This is a genomic window from Saccharopolyspora indica (genome assembly GCF_027853965.1).
Lineage (GTDB): Bacteria > Actinomycetota > Actinomycetes > Mycobacteriales > Pseudonocardiaceae > Saccharopolyspora > Saccharopolyspora indica.
Window position 1 is genome coordinate 136,664 of record NZ_JAQGLB010000008.1, and the last position, 16,935, is coordinate 153,598.

At 71.0% G+C, this 16,935-nt stretch carries 16 protein-coding genes and 2 tRNA genes; 12 read left to right on the forward strand and 6 right to left on the reverse strand.

The window, feature by feature from the left end; genetic code table 11:
* Positions 1-34: 34 nt before the first annotated feature.
* The gene (locus OU416_RS19270; RefSeq protein WP_270928550.1) at positions 35-1,558 is read right to left on the reverse strand and encodes a DEAD/DEAH box helicase; all 1,524 of its coding nucleotides are present in this window, start codon (positions 1,556-1,558) and stop codon (positions 35-37) included.
* Between the two features lie 557 nt (positions 1,559-2,115).
* On the opposite strand from OU416_RS19270, the gene OU416_RS19275 reads away from it, so the two are divergent.
* A complete protein-coding gene (locus OU416_RS19275) occupies positions 2,116-2,802 on the forward strand; it encodes a ferritin-like fold-containing protein (RefSeq protein ID WP_093153121.1) in 687 nt (228 codons plus the stop codon).
* Between the two features lie 173 nt (positions 2,803-2,975).
* Positions 2,976-3,203: a DUF3107 domain-containing protein gene (locus OU416_RS19280; RefSeq protein WP_093153123.1), complete on the forward strand. Its 228-nt coding sequence runs from the start codon at positions 2,976-2,978 to the stop codon at positions 3,201-3,203.
* 115 nt (positions 3,204-3,318) lie between these two features.
* Here the strand turns inward: OU416_RS19280 and OU416_RS19285 are convergent, their stop codons facing one another.
* The gene (locus OU416_RS19285) at positions 3,319-3,627 is read right to left on the reverse strand and encodes a DUF4873 domain-containing protein (protein ID WP_270928382.1); all 309 of its coding nucleotides are present in this window, start codon (positions 3,625-3,627) and stop codon (positions 3,319-3,321) included.
* Positions 3,620-4,363, reverse strand: coding sequence for a TetR/AcrR family transcriptional regulator (locus tag OU416_RS19290; RefSeq protein ID WP_093153128.1), 744 nt, complete (start codon positions 4,361-4,363; stop codon positions 3,620-3,622). The genes OU416_RS19285 and OU416_RS19290 overlap by 8 nt, the downstream gene beginning before the upstream one ends.
* Positions 4,364-4,427: 64 nt before the next feature.
* Between OU416_RS19290 and OU416_RS19295 the strand changes: the two genes are divergently transcribed.
* Both OU416_RS19295 and OU416_RS19300 read left to right on the forward strand, forming a co-directional pair.
* Positions 4,428-5,327 carry an AurF N-oxygenase family protein gene (locus OU416_RS19295; protein WP_270928383.1) on the forward strand — a complete coding sequence of 300 codons (900 nt, stop codon included), beginning with the start codon at positions 4,428-4,430 and terminating at the stop codon, positions 5,325-5,327.
* On the forward strand, positions 5,324-6,238 hold the full coding sequence (locus OU416_RS19300) for an alpha/beta fold hydrolase (RefSeq protein WP_270928384.1): 915 nt from the start codon (positions 5,324-5,326) through the stop codon (positions 6,236-6,238). The genes OU416_RS19295 and OU416_RS19300 overlap by 4 nt, the downstream gene beginning before the upstream one ends.
* A gap of 181 nt (positions 6,239-6,419) precedes the next feature.
* On the opposite strand, the gene OU416_RS19305 is transcribed toward OU416_RS19300, so the two are convergent.
* Entirely contained in the window at positions 6,420-7,040 is a 621-nt protein-coding gene (locus tag OU416_RS19305; protein ID WP_093153135.1) for a TetR/AcrR family transcriptional regulator, read from the reverse strand.
* 128 nt (positions 7,041-7,168) lie between these two features.
* Here OU416_RS19305 and OU416_RS19310 point away from each other — a divergent pair, with 128 nt between their 5' ends.
* The 8 genes from OU416_RS19310 to OU416_RS19345 all read left to right on the forward strand — a co-directional run bounded on the left by OU416_RS19310 (position 7,169) and on the right by OU416_RS19345 (position 15,202).
* The gene (locus tag OU416_RS19310; RefSeq protein WP_270928385.1) at positions 7,169-8,188 is read left to right on the forward strand and encodes an alpha/beta fold hydrolase; all 1,020 of its coding nucleotides are present in this window, start codon (positions 7,169-7,171) and stop codon (positions 8,186-8,188) included.
* Between the two features lie 96 nt (positions 8,189-8,284).
* Positions 8,285-9,331: a DUF3152 domain-containing protein gene (locus tag OU416_RS19315; protein WP_270928386.1), complete on the forward strand. Its 1,047-nt coding sequence runs from the start codon at positions 8,285-8,287 to the stop codon at positions 9,329-9,331.
* Between the two features lie 215 nt (positions 9,332-9,546).
* On the forward strand, positions 9,547-10,719 hold the full coding sequence (moeZ, locus tag OU416_RS19320) for an adenylyltransferase/sulfurtransferase MoeZ (protein ID WP_270928387.1): 1,173 nt from the start codon (positions 9,547-9,549) through the stop codon (positions 10,717-10,719).
* 124 nt (positions 10,720-10,843) lie between these two features.
* Positions 10,844-11,641: a TIGR02569 family protein gene (locus OU416_RS19325; RefSeq protein WP_270928388.1), complete on the forward strand. Its 798-nt coding sequence runs from the start codon at positions 10,844-10,846 to the stop codon at positions 11,639-11,641.
* A gap of 82 nt (positions 11,642-11,723) precedes the next feature.
* Positions 11,724-12,560 carry a uroporphyrinogen-III synthase gene (locus OU416_RS19330; protein ID WP_270928389.1) on the forward strand — a complete coding sequence of 279 codons (837 nt, stop codon included), beginning with the start codon at positions 11,724-11,726 and terminating at the stop codon, positions 12,558-12,560.
* Positions 12,561-12,692: 132 nt separating this feature from the next.
* A tRNA-Pro gene (locus OU416_RS19335) sits at positions 12,693-12,764 on the forward strand.
* A gap of 23 nt (positions 12,765-12,787) precedes the next feature.
* A tRNA-Ile gene (locus tag OU416_RS19340) sits at positions 12,788-12,859 on the forward strand.
* A gap of 30 nt (positions 12,860-12,889) precedes the next feature.
* Positions 12,890-15,202, forward strand: coding sequence for a hypothetical protein (locus OU416_RS19345; protein WP_270928390.1), 2,313 nt, complete (start codon positions 12,890-12,892; stop codon positions 15,200-15,202).
* On the opposite strand, the gene OU416_RS19350 is transcribed toward OU416_RS19345, so the two are convergent.
* The gene (locus OU416_RS19350; protein WP_270928391.1) at positions 15,199-15,510 is read right to left on the reverse strand and encodes an MGMT family protein; all 312 of its coding nucleotides are present in this window, start codon (positions 15,508-15,510) and stop codon (positions 15,199-15,201) included. The two genes, OU416_RS19345 and OU416_RS19350, sit on opposite strands and share 4 nt — an antisense overlap.
* Before the next feature lie 92 nt (positions 15,511-15,602).
* Positions 15,603-16,589: a chitinase gene (locus OU416_RS19355; RefSeq protein WP_270928392.1), complete on the reverse strand. Its 987-nt coding sequence runs from the start codon at positions 16,587-16,589 to the stop codon at positions 15,603-15,605.
* Between the last annotated feature and the right edge of the window lie 346 nt (positions 16,590-16,935).

Here is a 16,935-nt window from a genome sequence, read left to right on the forward strand (position 1 = left end):
ATCTCGGCCCGAAACCGCCACCCCGCAGTCTCCGCTACGCGGCGCCGCCGTCGGCGTTGCCGCTGCGCGCCGAGCCACCGGCTTCGCCGGCCTGCTCGCCGCCCGGACGCCGCCTCCGGCGCCGTCGGCGCGGCCGCTCGCCCGCGTCGGCCTCCCCGCCTGCGGCGGGCGCCTCCGGCGCCGGTGCGCTGGCTTCGCCTCCGCCGCGGGTGCGGCGTCGCTGCCGGGTGCGCGCGGGCCTGGTCTCGGCGTCGCTGTCCTGGCGGGCACCGGCCTCGACCTCGCCGCGCGACTCCTTGCCACCGCGGGTGCGGCGGCGGTTGCGCCGCGGGCGCTTGGCCTCGCCCTGCGTCTCCGGCTCGGCGTCGAGGCCTTCCCGGGTGCGCTTGGCCAGCGGCAGCCGGCCCGTCACGTCGGTCGGGATGTCGAGGTCGGTGAACAGGTGCGGCGAGGTGGAGTAGGTCTCCACCGGCTCCGGCTTGCCCAGGCCGAGCGTGTCGCTGATCAGCTTCCAGCGGGGCTCTTCGTCCCAGTCGACCAGCGTGATCGCGACGCCTTCGCGGCCCGCCCGGCCGGTGCGGCCGATCCGGTGCACGTAGGTCTTCTCGTCGTCCGGGCACTGCAGGTTGATCACGTGGGTGACGCCGGCCACGTCGATGCCGCGGGCGGCCACGTCGGTGGCGACCAGCACGTCGACCTTGCCGGAGCGGAACGCGCGCAGCGCCTTCTCGCGGGCGCCCTGGCCGAGGTCGCCGTGCACCGCGCCTGCCGCGAAGCCGCGTTCGGTGAGCTCGTCGGCCAGCTTCTGCGCCTGCCGCTTGGTGCGGCTGAAGATCATCGCCAGGCCGCGGCCCTCGGCCTGCAGGGCCTTGGCGATCAGCTCGCTCTTGTCCATCGAGTGCGCCCGGTAGACCAGCTGGTGGGTGCGCTCGTGGACCGCGCTCTCGTCGGCCTGCTCCGCGCGGATGTGCGTGGGGCGGGTCATGAAGGTGCGGGCCAGGGTCAGGATCGGGCCGGGCATGGTGGCCGAGAACAGCATGGTCTGCCGCTGCTCGGGAACCATGCGCAGGATCCGCTCGATGTCCGGCAGGAAGCCCAGGTCGAGCATCTCGTCGGCCTCGTCGAGCACCAGCCCGCGGACCTTGCCGAGCACCAGGTGGCGCTGTTCGGCCAGGTCGAGCAGGCGGCCCGGGGTGCCGATGACCACGTCGACGCCCTTGCGCAGGGCGGAGATCTGCTCCTCGTACGGGCGGCCGCCGTAGACGGCGACGGTGCGCACGCCCAGGTGCTTGCCCGCGTCGGTGAGGTCGCGGGTGACCTGCAGGCACAGCTCGCGGGTGGGGACCACGACGAGCGCCTGCGGGGTGCCGTCGCCGGGCACCTGCACGCGGTGCAGCAGCGGGACGCCGAAGCCCAGCGTCTTGCCGGTGCCGGTGCGGGCTTGACCGATCAGGTCCTCGCCGCCCATCGCCAGCGGCAGGGTCAGCTCCTGGATGGCGAAGGTGCGCTCGATGCCCGCTTCGCTCAGCGCCCGGACGATGTCCGGGTGCACGTCCAGCTCGGCGAACGTCGGGGACTCCGGGTTCGCGTGCGGGGCGGGGGCGGTTTCCTCGGGGCTGCCGCCCCCGTTGGGATCTTCGAGGCCGTCGGGGGCCTGGCTGTTGGTGAACGTCAGAATGATCGCCTCTCTCGGTACCTGCGCGCTCGCGTCCCGGCTGGGGCCGATCCGTGGCGACGTCCTCCCGGCACCGCGGCCTGCCGTTTCCAGCCGCTCGCTGTGCTCGTGGTCACCGACGTGATGATGCGCGCCTTTGTTCGCTCAGCGGTGGTGATCCGCTGCGGTTCGTTCCTCTCGGCGTCGCGTGCGCCAAAGCCGGCGTGCGATCTCACGTGGGCCGCGTTCGCGCCGGCAGTGGTCCGGGGGCCGTCCCGCTCGGGCCTCAATCGCCCGGATCGTGACGTTCGGGGAGCCAGCCCCGCGGTGCTCCACCGGTCCCGACCGGTGCGCCGCCCGCTGGACGCCGTAGCTCCTCCGATGTCCCAGGATACCTGTTCGCCCGCCGTTCTCGCCGTGGTGCGCGTAACTCGGGCGTGCCGCCGGATAGGCTCGGAGCCATGAGTGAGGCTGACCAGAGCACGGCACTGCCCGGAGAAAGTGACGAGCGTTACTCGGAAGGTGTCGTGGATCTGCTGGCGGCGCTGGCCTACGGCGAGCTGACCGCGTTCGACCGCCTCGCCGAGGACGCGCGCACCGCACCCACGCTGACCGGGCGCGCGGCGCTGGCCAGCATGGCTGCCGCGGAGATGGGGCACTACCGGCTGCTGGAGGAGCACCTGGCGGGCCGCGGGGTGTCGATCGGCGAGGTCATGGAGCCCTTCGCCGAGCCGTTCGAGGCGTTCAACGCCTCCACCGCGCCGCATTCGTGGCTGGAATCACTCGTCAAGGCCTACGTGGGTGACGGCCTGGCGGCCGACTTCTACCGCGAGGTGGCGGAGTGGCTGGACCCGACGACGCGCGAGCTGGTGCTCGCGGTCCTGGCCGACACCGGGCACTCGGCCTTCGCCGAGCGCGAGGTGCAGGCGGCCTGCGAGAACGACCGCAAGCTGCGCGACAAGCTGACGCTGTGGGGTCGCAGGCTGCTGGGCGAGGCGATCATGCAGGCCCAGCGGGTGGTCGCGGAGCGCGACGCGCTGGCGGAGCTGATCATCAAGGGCTCGGGTGACCTGACCGGCATCGGAGCGCTCTTCCGCCGTCTCCAGAGCAACCACGGCAAGCGCATGGACCGCCTCGGCCTCGGCTGATTTTGGGTTCTTGCTCGACCCCTGCGGCGGTCCGAGCGCGTTGATCGTCCACCGGGCCGCGTTGTGGCGTTCGGTGGAATAGCGGCGCGGTCGGCTTCGTTGCCCGGAGGTGGTGCGGGCTGTGGGATAGCCTGATCGCACCTATCGGAATCTAGTGCCAACGGAGGTTCGGCGTGGAGGTCAAGATCGGCGTCGTGGACAGCCCGCGCGAGCTGACGGTCGCCAGCGGACAGTCCCCCGAAGAGGTCGAGTCGCTGGTCGCCGACGCGCTGAAGAACGCTGAGGGCGTGCTGGCGCTGACCGACGAGAAGGGGCGGCGCATCATCGTCCCGTCGACGAAGGTCGCCTACGTGGAGATCGGCCCGGCGGAGCTGCCGCGAGTCGGCTTCGGCGTCGGCTGACCACAGCGGTTCCTGCGCGCCGTCATCCGCGCAGCTGCTTCGATCGAGGTGAAGGGCACCTTTCGCCAACTAAGTTGGTGAGAGGTGCCCTTCGCGCTTCACCCGAACGGGTGCCTCAGTCGTCCACTTCGGTCGGGATCGGGAACGGCGGGCGTCCGGTGCCGGTGATCCGGTAGCGGCCCCACGGGTCGGGGTCGGAGAGGACGCCCTGCGCTTCGCCCTCCGGGGTGCTCAGCAGCACGGAGGTCTTGCGGTTCGCCGCGAACTCGGCGACCTCGTCGTGCGCGGCCACCCTGCCGTACCAGTGGAACCGGCCGTCGATCGGCTGGAAGTGGCCGCGCAGCACCACCTCGACCGGGACCTCGCGGTCGTCGGTGCGCACCGTCGCCGGGCCGCGGTAGTCGTCATCGTCGTGGTCAGCCATGCTCGGCCTCCTGCTCCTCTGCTTCCGCGACCACGCGCAGCCCCTGGTCGCTGATCTCGAGCGGTTCGTCGGGGTCGATCACCAGTCCGGCCGAGCGCAGCACGCCGTCGATCGCGTGCCAGATGATCTGCGCCAGGTAGTCGGTGAGATCGCTGCGGCTCATCGACTGCCGGTCCAGCCACCAGTCGCCGCTGGCCTGCACCATCCCCACCACGCCGTGGCTCCAGACCTCGACCCCGCCGGAGTCCAGGCCCAGCAGCCGCAGGTACTCGCCGAGGATGCGGGACAGCGAGTTCGCGATCACCGTCTTCTCCGCCGATACCGGATCGCTGTGCACCGGCCGGTCGGCGAAGTTGCGCTGCACGACGAACCGGTACAGCTCCGGGTACTGCTCGATGGTGCCCAGGTAGGCGTCGAGCAGACGGCGGATCCGCTGGTTGGGGCTGCCGTTCTCGTGGAACAGCGGGCGCAGCCGCTGCATGAGCAGCTCCGCGCCCCACTCGCCGACGGCGACGTACAGGTCGCTCTTGTCGTTGAAGTGCCGGTAGAGCACCGGTTTGCTGACGCCGGCCTCGGCGGCGATGTCGTCCATGCCGACGTCGGCGCCGTGCTTGCCGATCGCGCGCACGGTGGCCTCGACGAACTCGGCGCGCCTGGCCTGGCGGTGTTCCCGCCAGCGCTCCCGGCGCGCATCGCCGCGCTGGACAGCCTTGACAGGTCGAGAGGTGTGGCTCACGCTACCGAAGGTAACTGTTACCCGAAGTAACACGCAATGTGGCGGCGGAGAAGGTGATCACCGGATGAGCAGGACCTTGCAGGTCAACGACCGGGAGAAGACGGCCGGAAGACTGCTGAACTCGTCCGCCCGGAACAGCTACGACCCCGAGATCGACGTGGACTGGGACGCGCCGCTGGCCGAGGGCAAGCCGTTCATCCCGTTCCACCGGAGCTCGCTCTACGGCACACCGCTCTGGGACCGGCTGAGCGACGAGCAGCGCATCGAGCTCACCAAGCACGAGTTCGCCAGCATCGCCTCCAACGGCCTGTGGTTCGAGGTCCTGCTGATGCAGATGCTGCTCAAGGAGTTCTACGACTCCGACCCGCGCACCAACCACGCCCAGTACGCGCTGACCGAGGTGGCAGACGAGTGCCGCCACTCCACGATGTTCGCCAAGGCCGTCGACCGCGTCGGGGCGCCGGCCTACGGGCCGTTACCGCTGCTCAAGCTCGGCGGCCGGATCCTGCCCGCGACCCTGCGCGGGCCCTCGGCGTACGCGTCGATCCTGGTCGCCGAGGAGATCCTGGACCGCTACCAGCGGGACCAGATGAACGACCCGGAGGTCCAGCCGCTGGTCCGCATGATCAACCGCATCCACGTGCTGGAGGAGGCCCGGCACGTCACCTTCGCGCGCGAGGAGGTGGTGCGCCGGATGGCCGAGTGCAACGCCGCGGAGCGCGCCTACCACCAGTTCTGGACCGCGCTGGTGTCCTACTTCATCTGCTTCAGCCTGATCAACCCGCACGTCTACAAGGCGGTCGGGATCCGGCCCCGCGACGGGCTCGAAGCGGCCTGGCGGAACCCGAACTGGCTGGACACCCTGCACTGGGGCGGCGAGAAGATCATGTCGTTCCTGGACGAGGCCGGGCTGGTCGGCAAACCGGGCATGTACTGGTGGAAGAAGGCTTACCTGATCCGATGACGGGAGCGAACTTGCAGACCACGACCGCCGACGAGTTCACCACCAGCGACGGCGCCCGGCTGCGCGTCGTCGAGGAAGGACCGGCCGACGCGTCGGTCACCGTCGTGCTCGTGCACGGCTGGACGCTGACCAAGCACCTCTGGGACCGGGTGGCGGCCTGCCTGCCGACGGCGTCCGGGGTGGACGTGCGCACGATCCGGTACGACCTGCGCGGCCACGGCGAGAGCGACCCGGCGCAGCCCGGCAGCGCGAGCATCCGGCGCTGCGCGGACGACCTCGCGGAGCTGATCGCGGAGCGCGTTCCGGCCGGCCCGGTGGTGCTGGCCGGGCACTCGATGGGCGGCATGACGATCATGGCGCTGGCCGAGCGGCACCCGGAGCTGGTGCGGCAGCGCGTCGCCGGGGTGGCCCTGGTGGCGACCTCCGGCGGCGACCTGGCGACGCCGAGCCTCGGTCTGCCCGCACCGGTCGCGGCGCTGGCCAACCGGGGCGAGCGGGTGGTGCGCAAGCGGCTCGCGGCGGCTCGCGGGAAGCGGCTGAGCCCGCAGTCGTCCTGGATGCGGCCGGGCATGCGCTGGCTGCTGTTCGGGACCGGGCCGGAGGCCCGCGACGTGGCCGTCACCGCGGACTGGGTGGCGGCCTGCCACCCGGCGAACATGGCCGCGTACCGGGAAGCCCTGATCGACCACGACCGGCTCGACGCGCTGGCCGTGCTGCGGGACATCCCGACGGTGGTGCTCTCGGGGCTCGCCGACCGCCTCACGCCGCACACCCACTCCCGCCGCATCGCCGATGCGCTGCCGCAGGCGAAGCTGCTGATCTACGCGGGCGCGGGCCACATGCTCCCGCTGGAGCGGACTGCGGAGGTCACCGGCCGCATCGCCGAACTGGTGGCCGGAGCCGCCCGCTAGGCACGCGATTTCCATTGAAATCAGACGTCCAATTTCAATGGAAATCGCGCGAAACCCGACGCCCCGTCGGCGTGTCGATGCCCGACACGCCGACGGGGCGCGCAACTTCCCTTGAAGTCGGACGTCCTACTTCCATGGAAATCGCGGAAGTCCCGCCCGGACGGCGCCGGACTCCGGTGGGTCAGGGGTTCTGCAGCGGGAAGCCCGCGAGGCCCTTCCAGGCGAGGGTGGACATCAGGCCGACCGCCTCTTCGAGGGCGATCGTCCCGCGCTCGTCCAGCCAGTAGCGCGCGGTCACCTGGCTCAGGCCCACCAGGCCGACGGCCAGCAGGCGGGCGCGCTCGGCGTCCAGCCCGGCATCCGCCGTCACCGCCTCGGTGATCGCGTCGATGCACCCGTCCAGGGCATCTTCCACGGCCTTCTCCACGGCGGGCTCGCCACGCAGATCGGACTCGAACACCAGCCGGAACGCCTGGCCCTCGCCCGCCACGAACTCGTAGAGCGCACCGATCGCCGCCCGCACCCGCTGCTTGTTGTCCGAAGTGGAGGCGATCGCCTCGCGGACGCGGCGCACCAGCTCGTTGCCGTGCGTCTCCAGCAGCGCCAGGTACAGCTCCAGCTTGCCCGGGAAGTGCTGGTAGAGGACGGGCTTGCTGACCCCCGCGCGCTCCGCGATGTCGTCCATCGCCGCCGCGTGGTAGCCGTTGTGCACGAACACGTGCTGTGCAGCTTCGAGCAGCTGCGCCCGGCGTGCGTCGCGGGGCAACCGGACACCTCGGCTCGGTTGCGCGGTCTCGGTCATCCTCGCCTCCACCCGGTTCCTTCCCAACGCTCGCGGCGGCCTCCGCGGCCTCCGGTGCGGCCTGACTCTACTCGCCGGTAGTGGTAGGTAGCGAAATCCGGTGGTGGCAGGGCCTTCATGCTGTAGCTGTGACCACGACGACGTCTGCCGTTGCGCACCCCGGAGGAGACCGGCTGGGCCGGCGGGAGCTGACGCGGGTGCCGCTGGTGGTCGACGGCGTTGCGCCGGTCGACCTCACCGCCAAGCCGCCGCCCGGTCGGCACCTCGAAGTCGCCACCGGCCAGGGGCCGGTGCGCCTGCACGTGCGGGAGACGCCCGCCCCGTCGGCGACCGCCGAGACCGCGGTCCACCTGCACGGGCTGGCCGGTTCGGCGACGAACTGGACCGACCTCGCCGCGGTGCTGGCACCCCGGTTGCGCAGCATCGCCGTCGACCTGCCCGGCTTCGGCCGCACCGAACCGCCGCCGGGCTTCACCTGCACCCGCCGGGCCAACGCCGAGGTGGTGATCGGGCTGCTGGCGCAGCTGCCCGGCCCGGTGCACCTGACCGGCAACTCCTTCGGCGCGGCGGTGGCGATCGAGGTGGCCGTGCAGCGCCCGGACCTGGTCGCCACGCTCACGCTGATCTCCCCGGCCATGCCCGATCTGCGGCTGGACCCGCGACGGCTCTCCGACCCGCGGATCGCGCTGGCGATGGTCCCGGTGCTCGGGACCAGGGCGCGCAGGCAGCTGGCCACCACGACTCCGGCCGAGCGGACCGAACAGCTGCTGCGGTTGTGCTTCGCCGACCCGGACGTGGTGCCGGAGCACCGCTTCGCCGAGGCGGTCGCGGAGTTCGAGGAGCGCGACGGGCTGCCCTGGGCGGGCCCGGCGCTGGGGCGCACCACGATGGAGCTGCTGCGCTCCTGGCTGGTGCCGCCCGCGCGCTCGCTGTGGCGGCTGCTCCCGGAGATCAGCGCGCCGACGCTCGTCGTGTGGGGCGCGCAGGACCGGGTCGTCTCGGTGCGCAAAGCACCGCGCACCGCGCTGCTGGTGCCGCGCGGGAAGCTGCTCGTGCTGCCACGAACAGGTCATGTCGCGCAGATGGAACGGCCACGGATAGTCGCGCGGGCGGTGCTCGGTCTGGCCGGATCCGAAGATGGGTGGTGATCGGTTGCGCCGGTCCGGGGTCGCTCGGCCGGGGCGATCACGCGCAGTGGCCGGTGTGACCTGGGGTGCCGGATTGGCTGTGGCACGCTAGTGTGCGTGACCCGCCCGCCGCAGCGACCTCGTAACTCCGCGAACGACCGCCGACCGGCAGGTCGTACCAAGGCGCGAGTAGGGGCGGAAGAGCACCGGGGCGAGCCGCTGGCGGCGTCCTGGAACCCCACCGCCGAACCCGAGGACGTCGACGAGGCGGACGACCTCGAGGACGACGAGCCGCGCCGCAAGCGACCGGGCGTGATGTCCCGGTACGGCTGGCGCATCTACGCGGTCCCGCTGCTGGTGGTGATCAGCGCGCTGGCCGTGTTCCAGACCGTCCGGCCCACTGACGGTGGCGCCATCACCGAACAGCAGGCGGCGGGCGAATCGGAGGCCCCGGAGGAACCGGTCGTCACCGAAGCCCCCGGTCAGCAGTTCGGCCCGGAGCTGTTCTCCGCCGACCTGCCCCCGGGCGGCGAGATCCCGGAGACCGGCGCGCGCACCTTCCGGGTGCTGCCCGGCACCTCGGAGGTGATCGGCACCGGGCGGCTGTACCGCTACACCGTCGAGATCGAGGTCGGCGTCGAGATCGCCGACCCGAACGCCGAGTTCGGCAACCTGGTGCAGTCGACGCTGTCCGACCCGCGCAGCTGGACCAACCCGCAGGGCGCCACCAGCACCGGGCCGATCTCGCTGCAGCGGGTGGACGCGGGCGGCGAGAGCCCGGACTTCCGGGTGATCCTGGTCAGCCAGCAGACCGCGCGCGAGGCCTGCGACTACAGCAACGGCGTGCCCTACGACAGCTCGTGCCGCAAGGGCGAGATGGTCTACCTGAACGCGGCCCGCTGGGTGCGGGGCGCGGTGTCGTTCGAGGGCGACATGGGCAGCTACCGGCGCTACGCGATCAACCACGAGGTCGGGCACGTCTTCGGCAACAAGCACGTGGGCTGCCCGACGCAGGGCGGGCTCGCGCCGGTGATGATGCAGCAGACCTTCAGCGTCTCGAACAACGAGCTGCACGAGCTGAACAAGATCGCCGACCAGGGCACCCAGATCCCCTCGGACGGTTTCGTCTGCAAGCCCAACGCCTGGCCCTTCCCGATTCCGTAGGTGGTTCCGGACTCGGTGCGGAACCTGAGCGATTCAGGGCTGCTTCGATCGGGTTTCGTCCCGGAGTGTGGGAGTAGTTTGGGTTGCGGAAGAGCATCGGGGAGTCTTGCGTTGCAGATTCCGTGAGACCCCGTTCGGGCGCTCTCCGGGGACGCCTGAGGTGCTGCTGACGTGCTCGCGCGCTGGTAGCGCCGACCATTGAGGAGGAGCTGGGAATGTCCGGCGCAACGTCGCTGCCGCCGCTGGTCGAACCGGCGGCTGAGCTGACCAAGGAAGAGGTCGCGCGCTACAGCCGCCACCTGATCATCCCGGACGTCGGGATGGACGGGCAGAAGCGGTTGAAGAACGCCAAGGTGCTGGTGGTCGGCGCCGGCGGCCTGGGCAGCCCGGCGCTGCTGTACCTGGCCGCGGCCGGGGTGGGCACGCTCGGCATCGTGGAGTTCGACGAGGTCGACGAGTCCAACCTGCACCGCCAGGTCATCCACGGGCAGTCCGACCTCGGCCGGCCCAAGGCCGAGTCGGCCCGCGACTCGATCGCCGAGGTCAACCCGTACGTCAAGGTCGTCCTGCACCAGACGCACCTGAGCTCGGACAACGCGCTCGACATCTTCCGCGACTACGACCTGATCCTGGACGGCACGGACAACTTCGCCACCCGGTACCTGGTCAACGACGCGGCGGTGCTGCTCGGCAAGCCGTACGTGTGGGGTTCGATCTTCCGCTTCGAGGGCCAGGCCAGCGTGTTCTGGGACCAGCACGGTCCGAACTACCGCGACCTGTACCCGGAGCCGCCGCCGCCCGGCATGGTGCCCTCCTGCGCCGAGGGCGGCGTCCTCGGCGTGCTGTGCGCCTCCATCGGCTCGATCATGGTCAACGAGGCGATCAAGCTGATCACCGGCATCGGCGAGACGCTGCTCGGCCGCCTGATGATCTACGACGCGCTGGAGATGAGCTACCGCACCGTCAAGATCCGCAAGGACCCGAACGCCACGCCGATCACCGAGCTGATCGACTACGAGGCGTTCTGCGGCGTGGTCTCCGCCGACGCCCAGAGCGCGGCGGCGAACAGCACGATCACCCCGGGCGAGCTCAAGGAGATGTTCGACCGCGGCGAGAAGTTCGAGCTGATCGACGTCCGGGAACCGCACGAGTACGAGATCGTCAAGATCGAGGGCTCGAAGCTGATCCCGAAGGACCGCATCCTCTCCGGTGAGGCGCTGTCGGAGCTGCCGCAGGACCGCAAGATCGTCCTGCACTGCAAGTCCGGCGCCCGTTCGGCGGAAGCCCTCGCGGCCCTGCACAAGGCAGGTTTCGCGGACGCGGTCCACGTCGGCGGCGGAGTCCTCGGCTGGGCCAACGAAGTCGACCAGAGCCTCCCGACCTACTGATCCGTCCACAGCGGGCCGGTGGGTGCTTCGGCACCTGCCGGCCCGCTGTCGTTCGTAGTGATGTGTTCGTGGGCTTCGGAGCGCCTGCTGCGCATTTGGCGATCATCGATGTAGCGTCTGGCGCGTGAGTCCTACGCCGGAGCCGCCACCGCCGCACGTGCGCGCGGCATTCGGCGCGCGCGTCGAAGACCCCGAGCCGTTGGAGGGCGCGGTCGCCTGGCGGTGCGGGGACATCGTGCTGAAGCCAGCCGCGAACACCGCCGAAGCGGCCTGGGTCGCGCAGACCCTCGACCTGCTCGAACCGGACGAGGTGCGGGTGTCCCGGCCGGTCCGGTCCACCGACGGCCGCTGGGTGGTGTCCGGTTGGTCGGCCAGCCGGAACATCGCGGGCCGGGCCGAGCCGCGGCACGACGACGTGGTGGCCATGTCGCTGCGGCTGCACTCGGCCAGCCGGTTCCTGGCCCGGCCGCGTTTCCTGCAGGCCCGCCAGGACATCTACGCGCTGGCCGACCGGATGGCCTGGGGCGAGGAGGAGTACGCGCTGCCGGAGGAGAAGGGCGGGCGCCTCTACGACGTGCTCGCCGGCTCGCGGCGCGAGGTCCAGCTGGGACCGCAGGTGGTGCACGGGGACCTGTTCGGCAACGTGCTGTTCACCGACGACGCGGCGCCCGGCATCATCGACTTCAACCCGTACTGGCGGCCCGCGGAGTGGGCGGCGGCGGTCGTGGTGATCGACGCGCTGGCCTGGGGCGGCGCGGACGCGGCGATCGTGGAGCGCTGGTCCCACCTCTCCGACTGGCCGCAGGCCCTGCTGCGCGCCCTGCTCTTCCGCCTGGCGGTGCACGCATTGCACCCCCGCTCCTCCGCCCAGACCCTCACCGGTCTCGAACGCGCCTCCCAGATGGTCCTCGAAGTTCTCTGATCCCGGTGAAGGGCACCTTTTAGCAAGTTACTCGCCTAAAGGTGCCCTTCACCGGGTCGTCGCGTGGTGTGAGGATGGGGTTGTGGACGAGGATCAGCCGCTGCGCGGTTTCACGGTGGGTGTGACGGCCGAGCGCAAGGCCGAGGAGATCGGGGCGTTGCTCGCTCGGCGGGGCGCTCGGGTGGTGTTCGGCGCCGCCATGCACACCGTGCCGCTGCCGGAGGACGGCGAGCTCGCCGCGGCGACCGAGGCTGTGCTCGCCGCGCCGGTCGATCACGTCGTGGCGATCACCGGGGTCGGGTTCCGGGGTTGGTTCGAGGCCGCTGAGCAGGCCGGTGATGGTGAGCGGTTGCGGGAGCACTTGAGGTCGGCCGAGGTGGCTGCGCGTGGTGCGAAAGCGCGTGGTGCGGTGCGTGGTGCTGGACTGGTGGAGTCCTTCACCTCGCCCTCGGAGGAGTCCTCCGAGGTGCTGGCGCACCTGCTGGAACGGGATCTCGCGGGGAAGCGGGTCGTGCTGCAGGTGCACGGTGATCCGATGCTGGAGTTCCGCCGTGCGCTGCGCGACGCCGGTGCCGAGGTGGTGCCGGTGACGGTCTACCGGTGGACCGATCCGGTCGATCTGGGGGCGTTGGACGACCTGATCGACGCGGTGGTGCGGGGCGAGGTGGATGCGCTGCCGTTCACCAGCGCGCCCGCGGCCACCAACTTCCTCGCTCGCGCGGATCGCACCGGGCGGGGCGAGCGGTTGCGGGAAGTGCTGCGGGAGAAGGTCTTCATCGCGTGCGTCGGGCCGGTCACCGCTGCGCCGATCGCCGCTGCCGGGCTGCCGCACGCGGTGCCGGAGCGTTCTCGCACCGCGGCCCTGGTGCGCTTGGTGGCCGATGAGCTGCCGCGCCACCGGAAGTCCGAAGTGGACTGATGTGCGGCGGAATCCGGGGAGCGGTTGCCGGATTCGGTGGATTCGAAGTTCCCTGGGTTGTGGGTAATTCCATCGTGTTGCCGAAAATCGTTTGTCCGCGCGGTGGTTCGGTCAATACAGTGGTGGGCACATCATGGAGTAGACCAGTGGTAGATCGCCCGGCTCGGGACCGGGAGGGCGCGGGTTCGATTCCCGCCTCCATGTCGAAGCGGCCGCCGTGGCCGCAACCTGGTGTAGCTCAGCGGCAGAGCACCCGGCTTATAACCGGGAGGGCGTGAGTTCGATCCTCACCGCCAGGTCTCGTCGATCTTCCACGTCTGGGGTGAGTCATGTCCGAGCAGAACAGCGAGCGCGCCGCACCGGCGTACGCGGTGGCCCAGTGGACGGCTGCCCTGGCCGCCGCGCGGTCCGGCGACGATGCCGCGCTGGAGAAGGTCCGGCGCTGGGAGGACGTGCTGGCCGGAATGGCCGGCGGGCGGCTGGAGATCGGCTCCCGCACGCCGGTCGCCGACACCCCGGCGTGGGTGACGCTCGAAGTGGCCCACGGCGGTTTCGCCACCGGGCGGTACCTGGCGCAGGCACCGCTGTCCGACGCCGAGCGGGAGCGCTTGGCCGCGCTGCCGGAGGACGTGCCGGGCGGGACTGATCGGGAGCGGCTCAACCTCTGGTACCTCGGTGATGCCGGTCGGGCGGAACTCCTCGCCGCCCTGCGCGACGGGACCTACCGGATCGACGTGCCGGAGGAATCGGCGCTGGCAGTCGCGGCCCTGCTGCTGGACCGGGGCTTCGCCGAGCAGGCGCTGGACCTCGTCGCCGAGCTCCGGCCGCTGATGCACCGGCTGCGCTTCACCCCGCGGTTCGAACCCGTGCCGCAGCCGTCCGGCGCGGCGGTGCGGCTGGCTCCGGTGAGCGAGGTGACCGCCTCGCTGCGTCGGGTCCGGGTGCCCGAACAGCTGGCGGCGATGCGCGAGACGCTGGAGGTGTGGAACCCGCTCTACGACCGGCTCGTCGAGCTGTGGTGCAGCACTGTGGACGGCGAGCTGCCGCACCTGGACGAAGAGCGGGGCGAAGTGCGCGGCGGGTGGCCATGCCGCCGGTGGCCGGACGACTGGACGCAGGCGCGGACCCGGTGGCTCGACGACTACACGCGGATCAGCCGGGACCACGCACCGTCCGGTCGGCACGCCCACCCGAAGAGCAACTTCGCCAGGCTGCGCGCCGCTCTGCTGGCCTGCCCGGTGGACAGCGCGAAGCTCTCCGGGCGGGAGGTCGGCTGGATTCGCCGAGCGCTCGCCAACACCACGACCAGGCACGGCGCTCCGCACGCGGAGTTCCGAGCCTCGATTCGCGCTGCGCAGGCCGAGTCGATCGCTGCCCCCACGCATGCCGCGGTCGCCGAGCTGGTGGCCACGCGGCTGGACCACTACCCGGCCGACGGAGGTGTGCCGTCGCTGGAGCCGATCGCGGCGGCGGTGTCCGAAGAGGACGGTGTGAACGGCGTACCGGTCGGCACCGCGATCCCGGCGCACCTGGTCGACAAGGCCGCGCGTGCGCTGGAAGCACCGGTGGACGAGCTGGTGCACCGGGGCGTGATCACCTCGGGCGAGGTACTCGCGCGCGTGCTGCCGCAGCTCACCGCCCGGTTCGCTGCGGCGGGCCTGGACGATCCGGTGCTGGCCGGGGTGTACGAGCAGACCTACACCGCGTTCCGGCGCCGTCGCAGCCTGCTGCTGCTCAACCTGGAGCAGCAGGTGCGGTTCGGCGAACTCCCGTGGGTGCGCGCGCTCGCCGTCTGCCGGTCGCCGCAGGTCGATCGTTCGGTGGCCGCGCATCGCTCGCTGCAGCAGGCCGTGCTGCTCGCGATCACCTCGTTCCCGCAGGCCCTGCCGCCGAACCCGCTGGTCCGCGAGTTCGGAGCGATGGCATCGCTGGCCGGAACCCGGCTGCCGCTGGTGGAAGAGGTGGCCGCGGACATCTTCATGGGCACGTTCACCGTGAAGTGGCGGGACGCCGCGGTGCTGGCGAGCCGGGTGCTGGCGGGCACGGTCTACGCGGCCTACTACGACCTGCCGCCGGAATCGGCGTGGCCGCAGGAGCGGCGAACCGGTACCAGGTGGGGACGGCGGACCGCCGACGACTTCGCGGAGCTGTGCGTCGCGCGGGCCGAGGAAGCCGGTAGTGGCAGGGGACTCGCGTCGCGCAACGGTGCGGTGCTGGAGCAGTCCCAGATCCTCACCACGCACAACCTCGCTGTCCTGGTGCACGAGCTGGGGCTGGCGGATCAGCTGTGCGAGCGCGCACCGGACCTGGTCCGGCGGACGTTCGACTGGGTCGTCGCCCGACTCCGCCAGCAGCCGGGGCTCGACCACCACGCGGCGCTGATCCAGGTGAAGAACGCCGCTTACGCCTGGCGGCAGGCGATCTTCTTGCTCGGTTTCTGCGATCCGCAGGAACAGCAGGCCCAGCTGAGCAGGCTGGACGAGGCGGTTCGCGACGCAGGCCTCACCCGGTTCACGCCGGCAGTCGACGGTTTGGTGCACGTGCTCGGTGGAGGGAGGTTCGACGAGACCGGCACGACGCCGAGCGGAGGCAGGCGCTTCCTCGGCTGGGCCAGGGGAAAGCACTGGTACTTCGGCGACTAGACCTCGGGGCGGGGCTCTTCGTCGGGAGTCCAGCGGTAGCGGCGCATGCTGACGCGGGCTCCGTCGGCGAGGACGCCTTCGGCTCGCAGCAGTTCCAGCTGGCGCTGCCGGAGGTGTTCGGCGACCGTGCCGTTGGAGCGCAGCACCCGGTGCCACGGCAGGTCGGCGCTGTCCTCGGCGAGGATGCGGCCCACGATGCGTGCCGAACGCAGCCCCGCGATCTCGGCCACGTCGCCGTAGGAGAGCACCGATCCGGGCGGGATCGAGGCCACGACCGCCCGCACCTGCTCCCAGGTCTCCTCGTTCACGCACCCGAAGCTACCGCACCGGCATCGCCCGGCCGCCGGAGGCGAACGGTCCGCTCGCAAGCGGCCGTTCGCCCCTCTGCTGCCGCGGGTTCTCAGCCCTGGAAGCCCGCGACGATCTTGGTGAACTCCCACTGCTGCTGGGGGATGCCGCTGCAGGAGTCACCGCCGCCACCGCCCTCGCACTGGCGGTCGCGGTTGAGCGACCAGAAGGTGAACCGGCCGAGGTTCTTCTCCTTGGCGTAGTCGGCCATCTTCTGGAAGTCGGCCGGGGTGACGACCTCACCGACGTCGGTGTTGCCGTTCATCGACGAGATGCCCGCGTGCGCGTAGGCCTCCGCGTCGTCGTAGCCGAAGGCGGTCTTGAGCCGTTCCTTCAGCGCTTCGGTGGAGGTGATGGTGTCGGCCGCCATGTCGGTGCCGCCGAAGTTGAACGGCATCTGCGTCCAGACGTCGACGTTCGCGCCGATCTCGGCGGCCTTGTCGATCAGCCGCTGGCCGTGCTCGTTCGGGCCGCTGATCAGGGTCGGGAAGGTGATCACGGTCTGCAGGCCGGGGTTGGCCTCCTTGACCGTCTTCAGCGCCTCCAGCACCCGGTCCTGCACCGCGGGCGTCTCGAACTCCGTGGCCTCGATGTCGATGTCGATGGCCTTCAGGCCGTAGGCGTCGATCAGCTTCTGGTAGGCGGCGGCCAGCGACTGCGCGTCCTGGCAGGCCTCGCCGAGCTTGTTGCCCGCCCAGCCGCCGATGGACGGGATGACGTCACCGCCGTTGGCGCGGACGTCCTCGATGACCGCCTTGTCCGGTCCGTCCAGCGGGCGGTTGCCGTCCCAGGCGGGGTTGCAGGTGCCGTCGGAGAGGATGAACGCCAGCGTGAAGTCCTTGATGCCGGTGGCGCTCATCACCTCGCCGACCGCGGGCGGGTTGCCCCAGCCGTTGTAGAGGTAGGGCGAGGCGGCGACCGGAGCGGCGGCGTCGGCTCGGGCGTCGGTCGCTTCAGCGCTGAGTGCGGGAACAGCGCCGAGGGCCAGCGCCGCCGTGGCCGCGGCACAGGTAAGCAGGCTCTTGCGGACCTTGCTCACGGTTTCCTCCTTCGGGGGAGCAATGCGTCTCGGGGGAGCGATTTCGCAGGTCACGGGCGGTCTGCCCGTGGTGATCCGGAACCTTGCCAGATGAAAAAATTGGTTTGTACCACCAAAAGGCGGTCTTGAATTCACATTGAATCGGCGTTACTCGCGCGTGCAGATCCGGTGGAAATCGGTGGTGAACGCCCTTGCCTCCGGTCACACGTGCGACAACCGCCCGGCGGTTCAGCCCCGGCTCGGCGTCCCGGAACGGGGGACGCGCGAACGAACGCGGCAGGCCTCCCACCTGCGAGCGAGATCGACTCGGCGAACCGCGAGCCGTTCGCGACCTTGTCGTTGACGC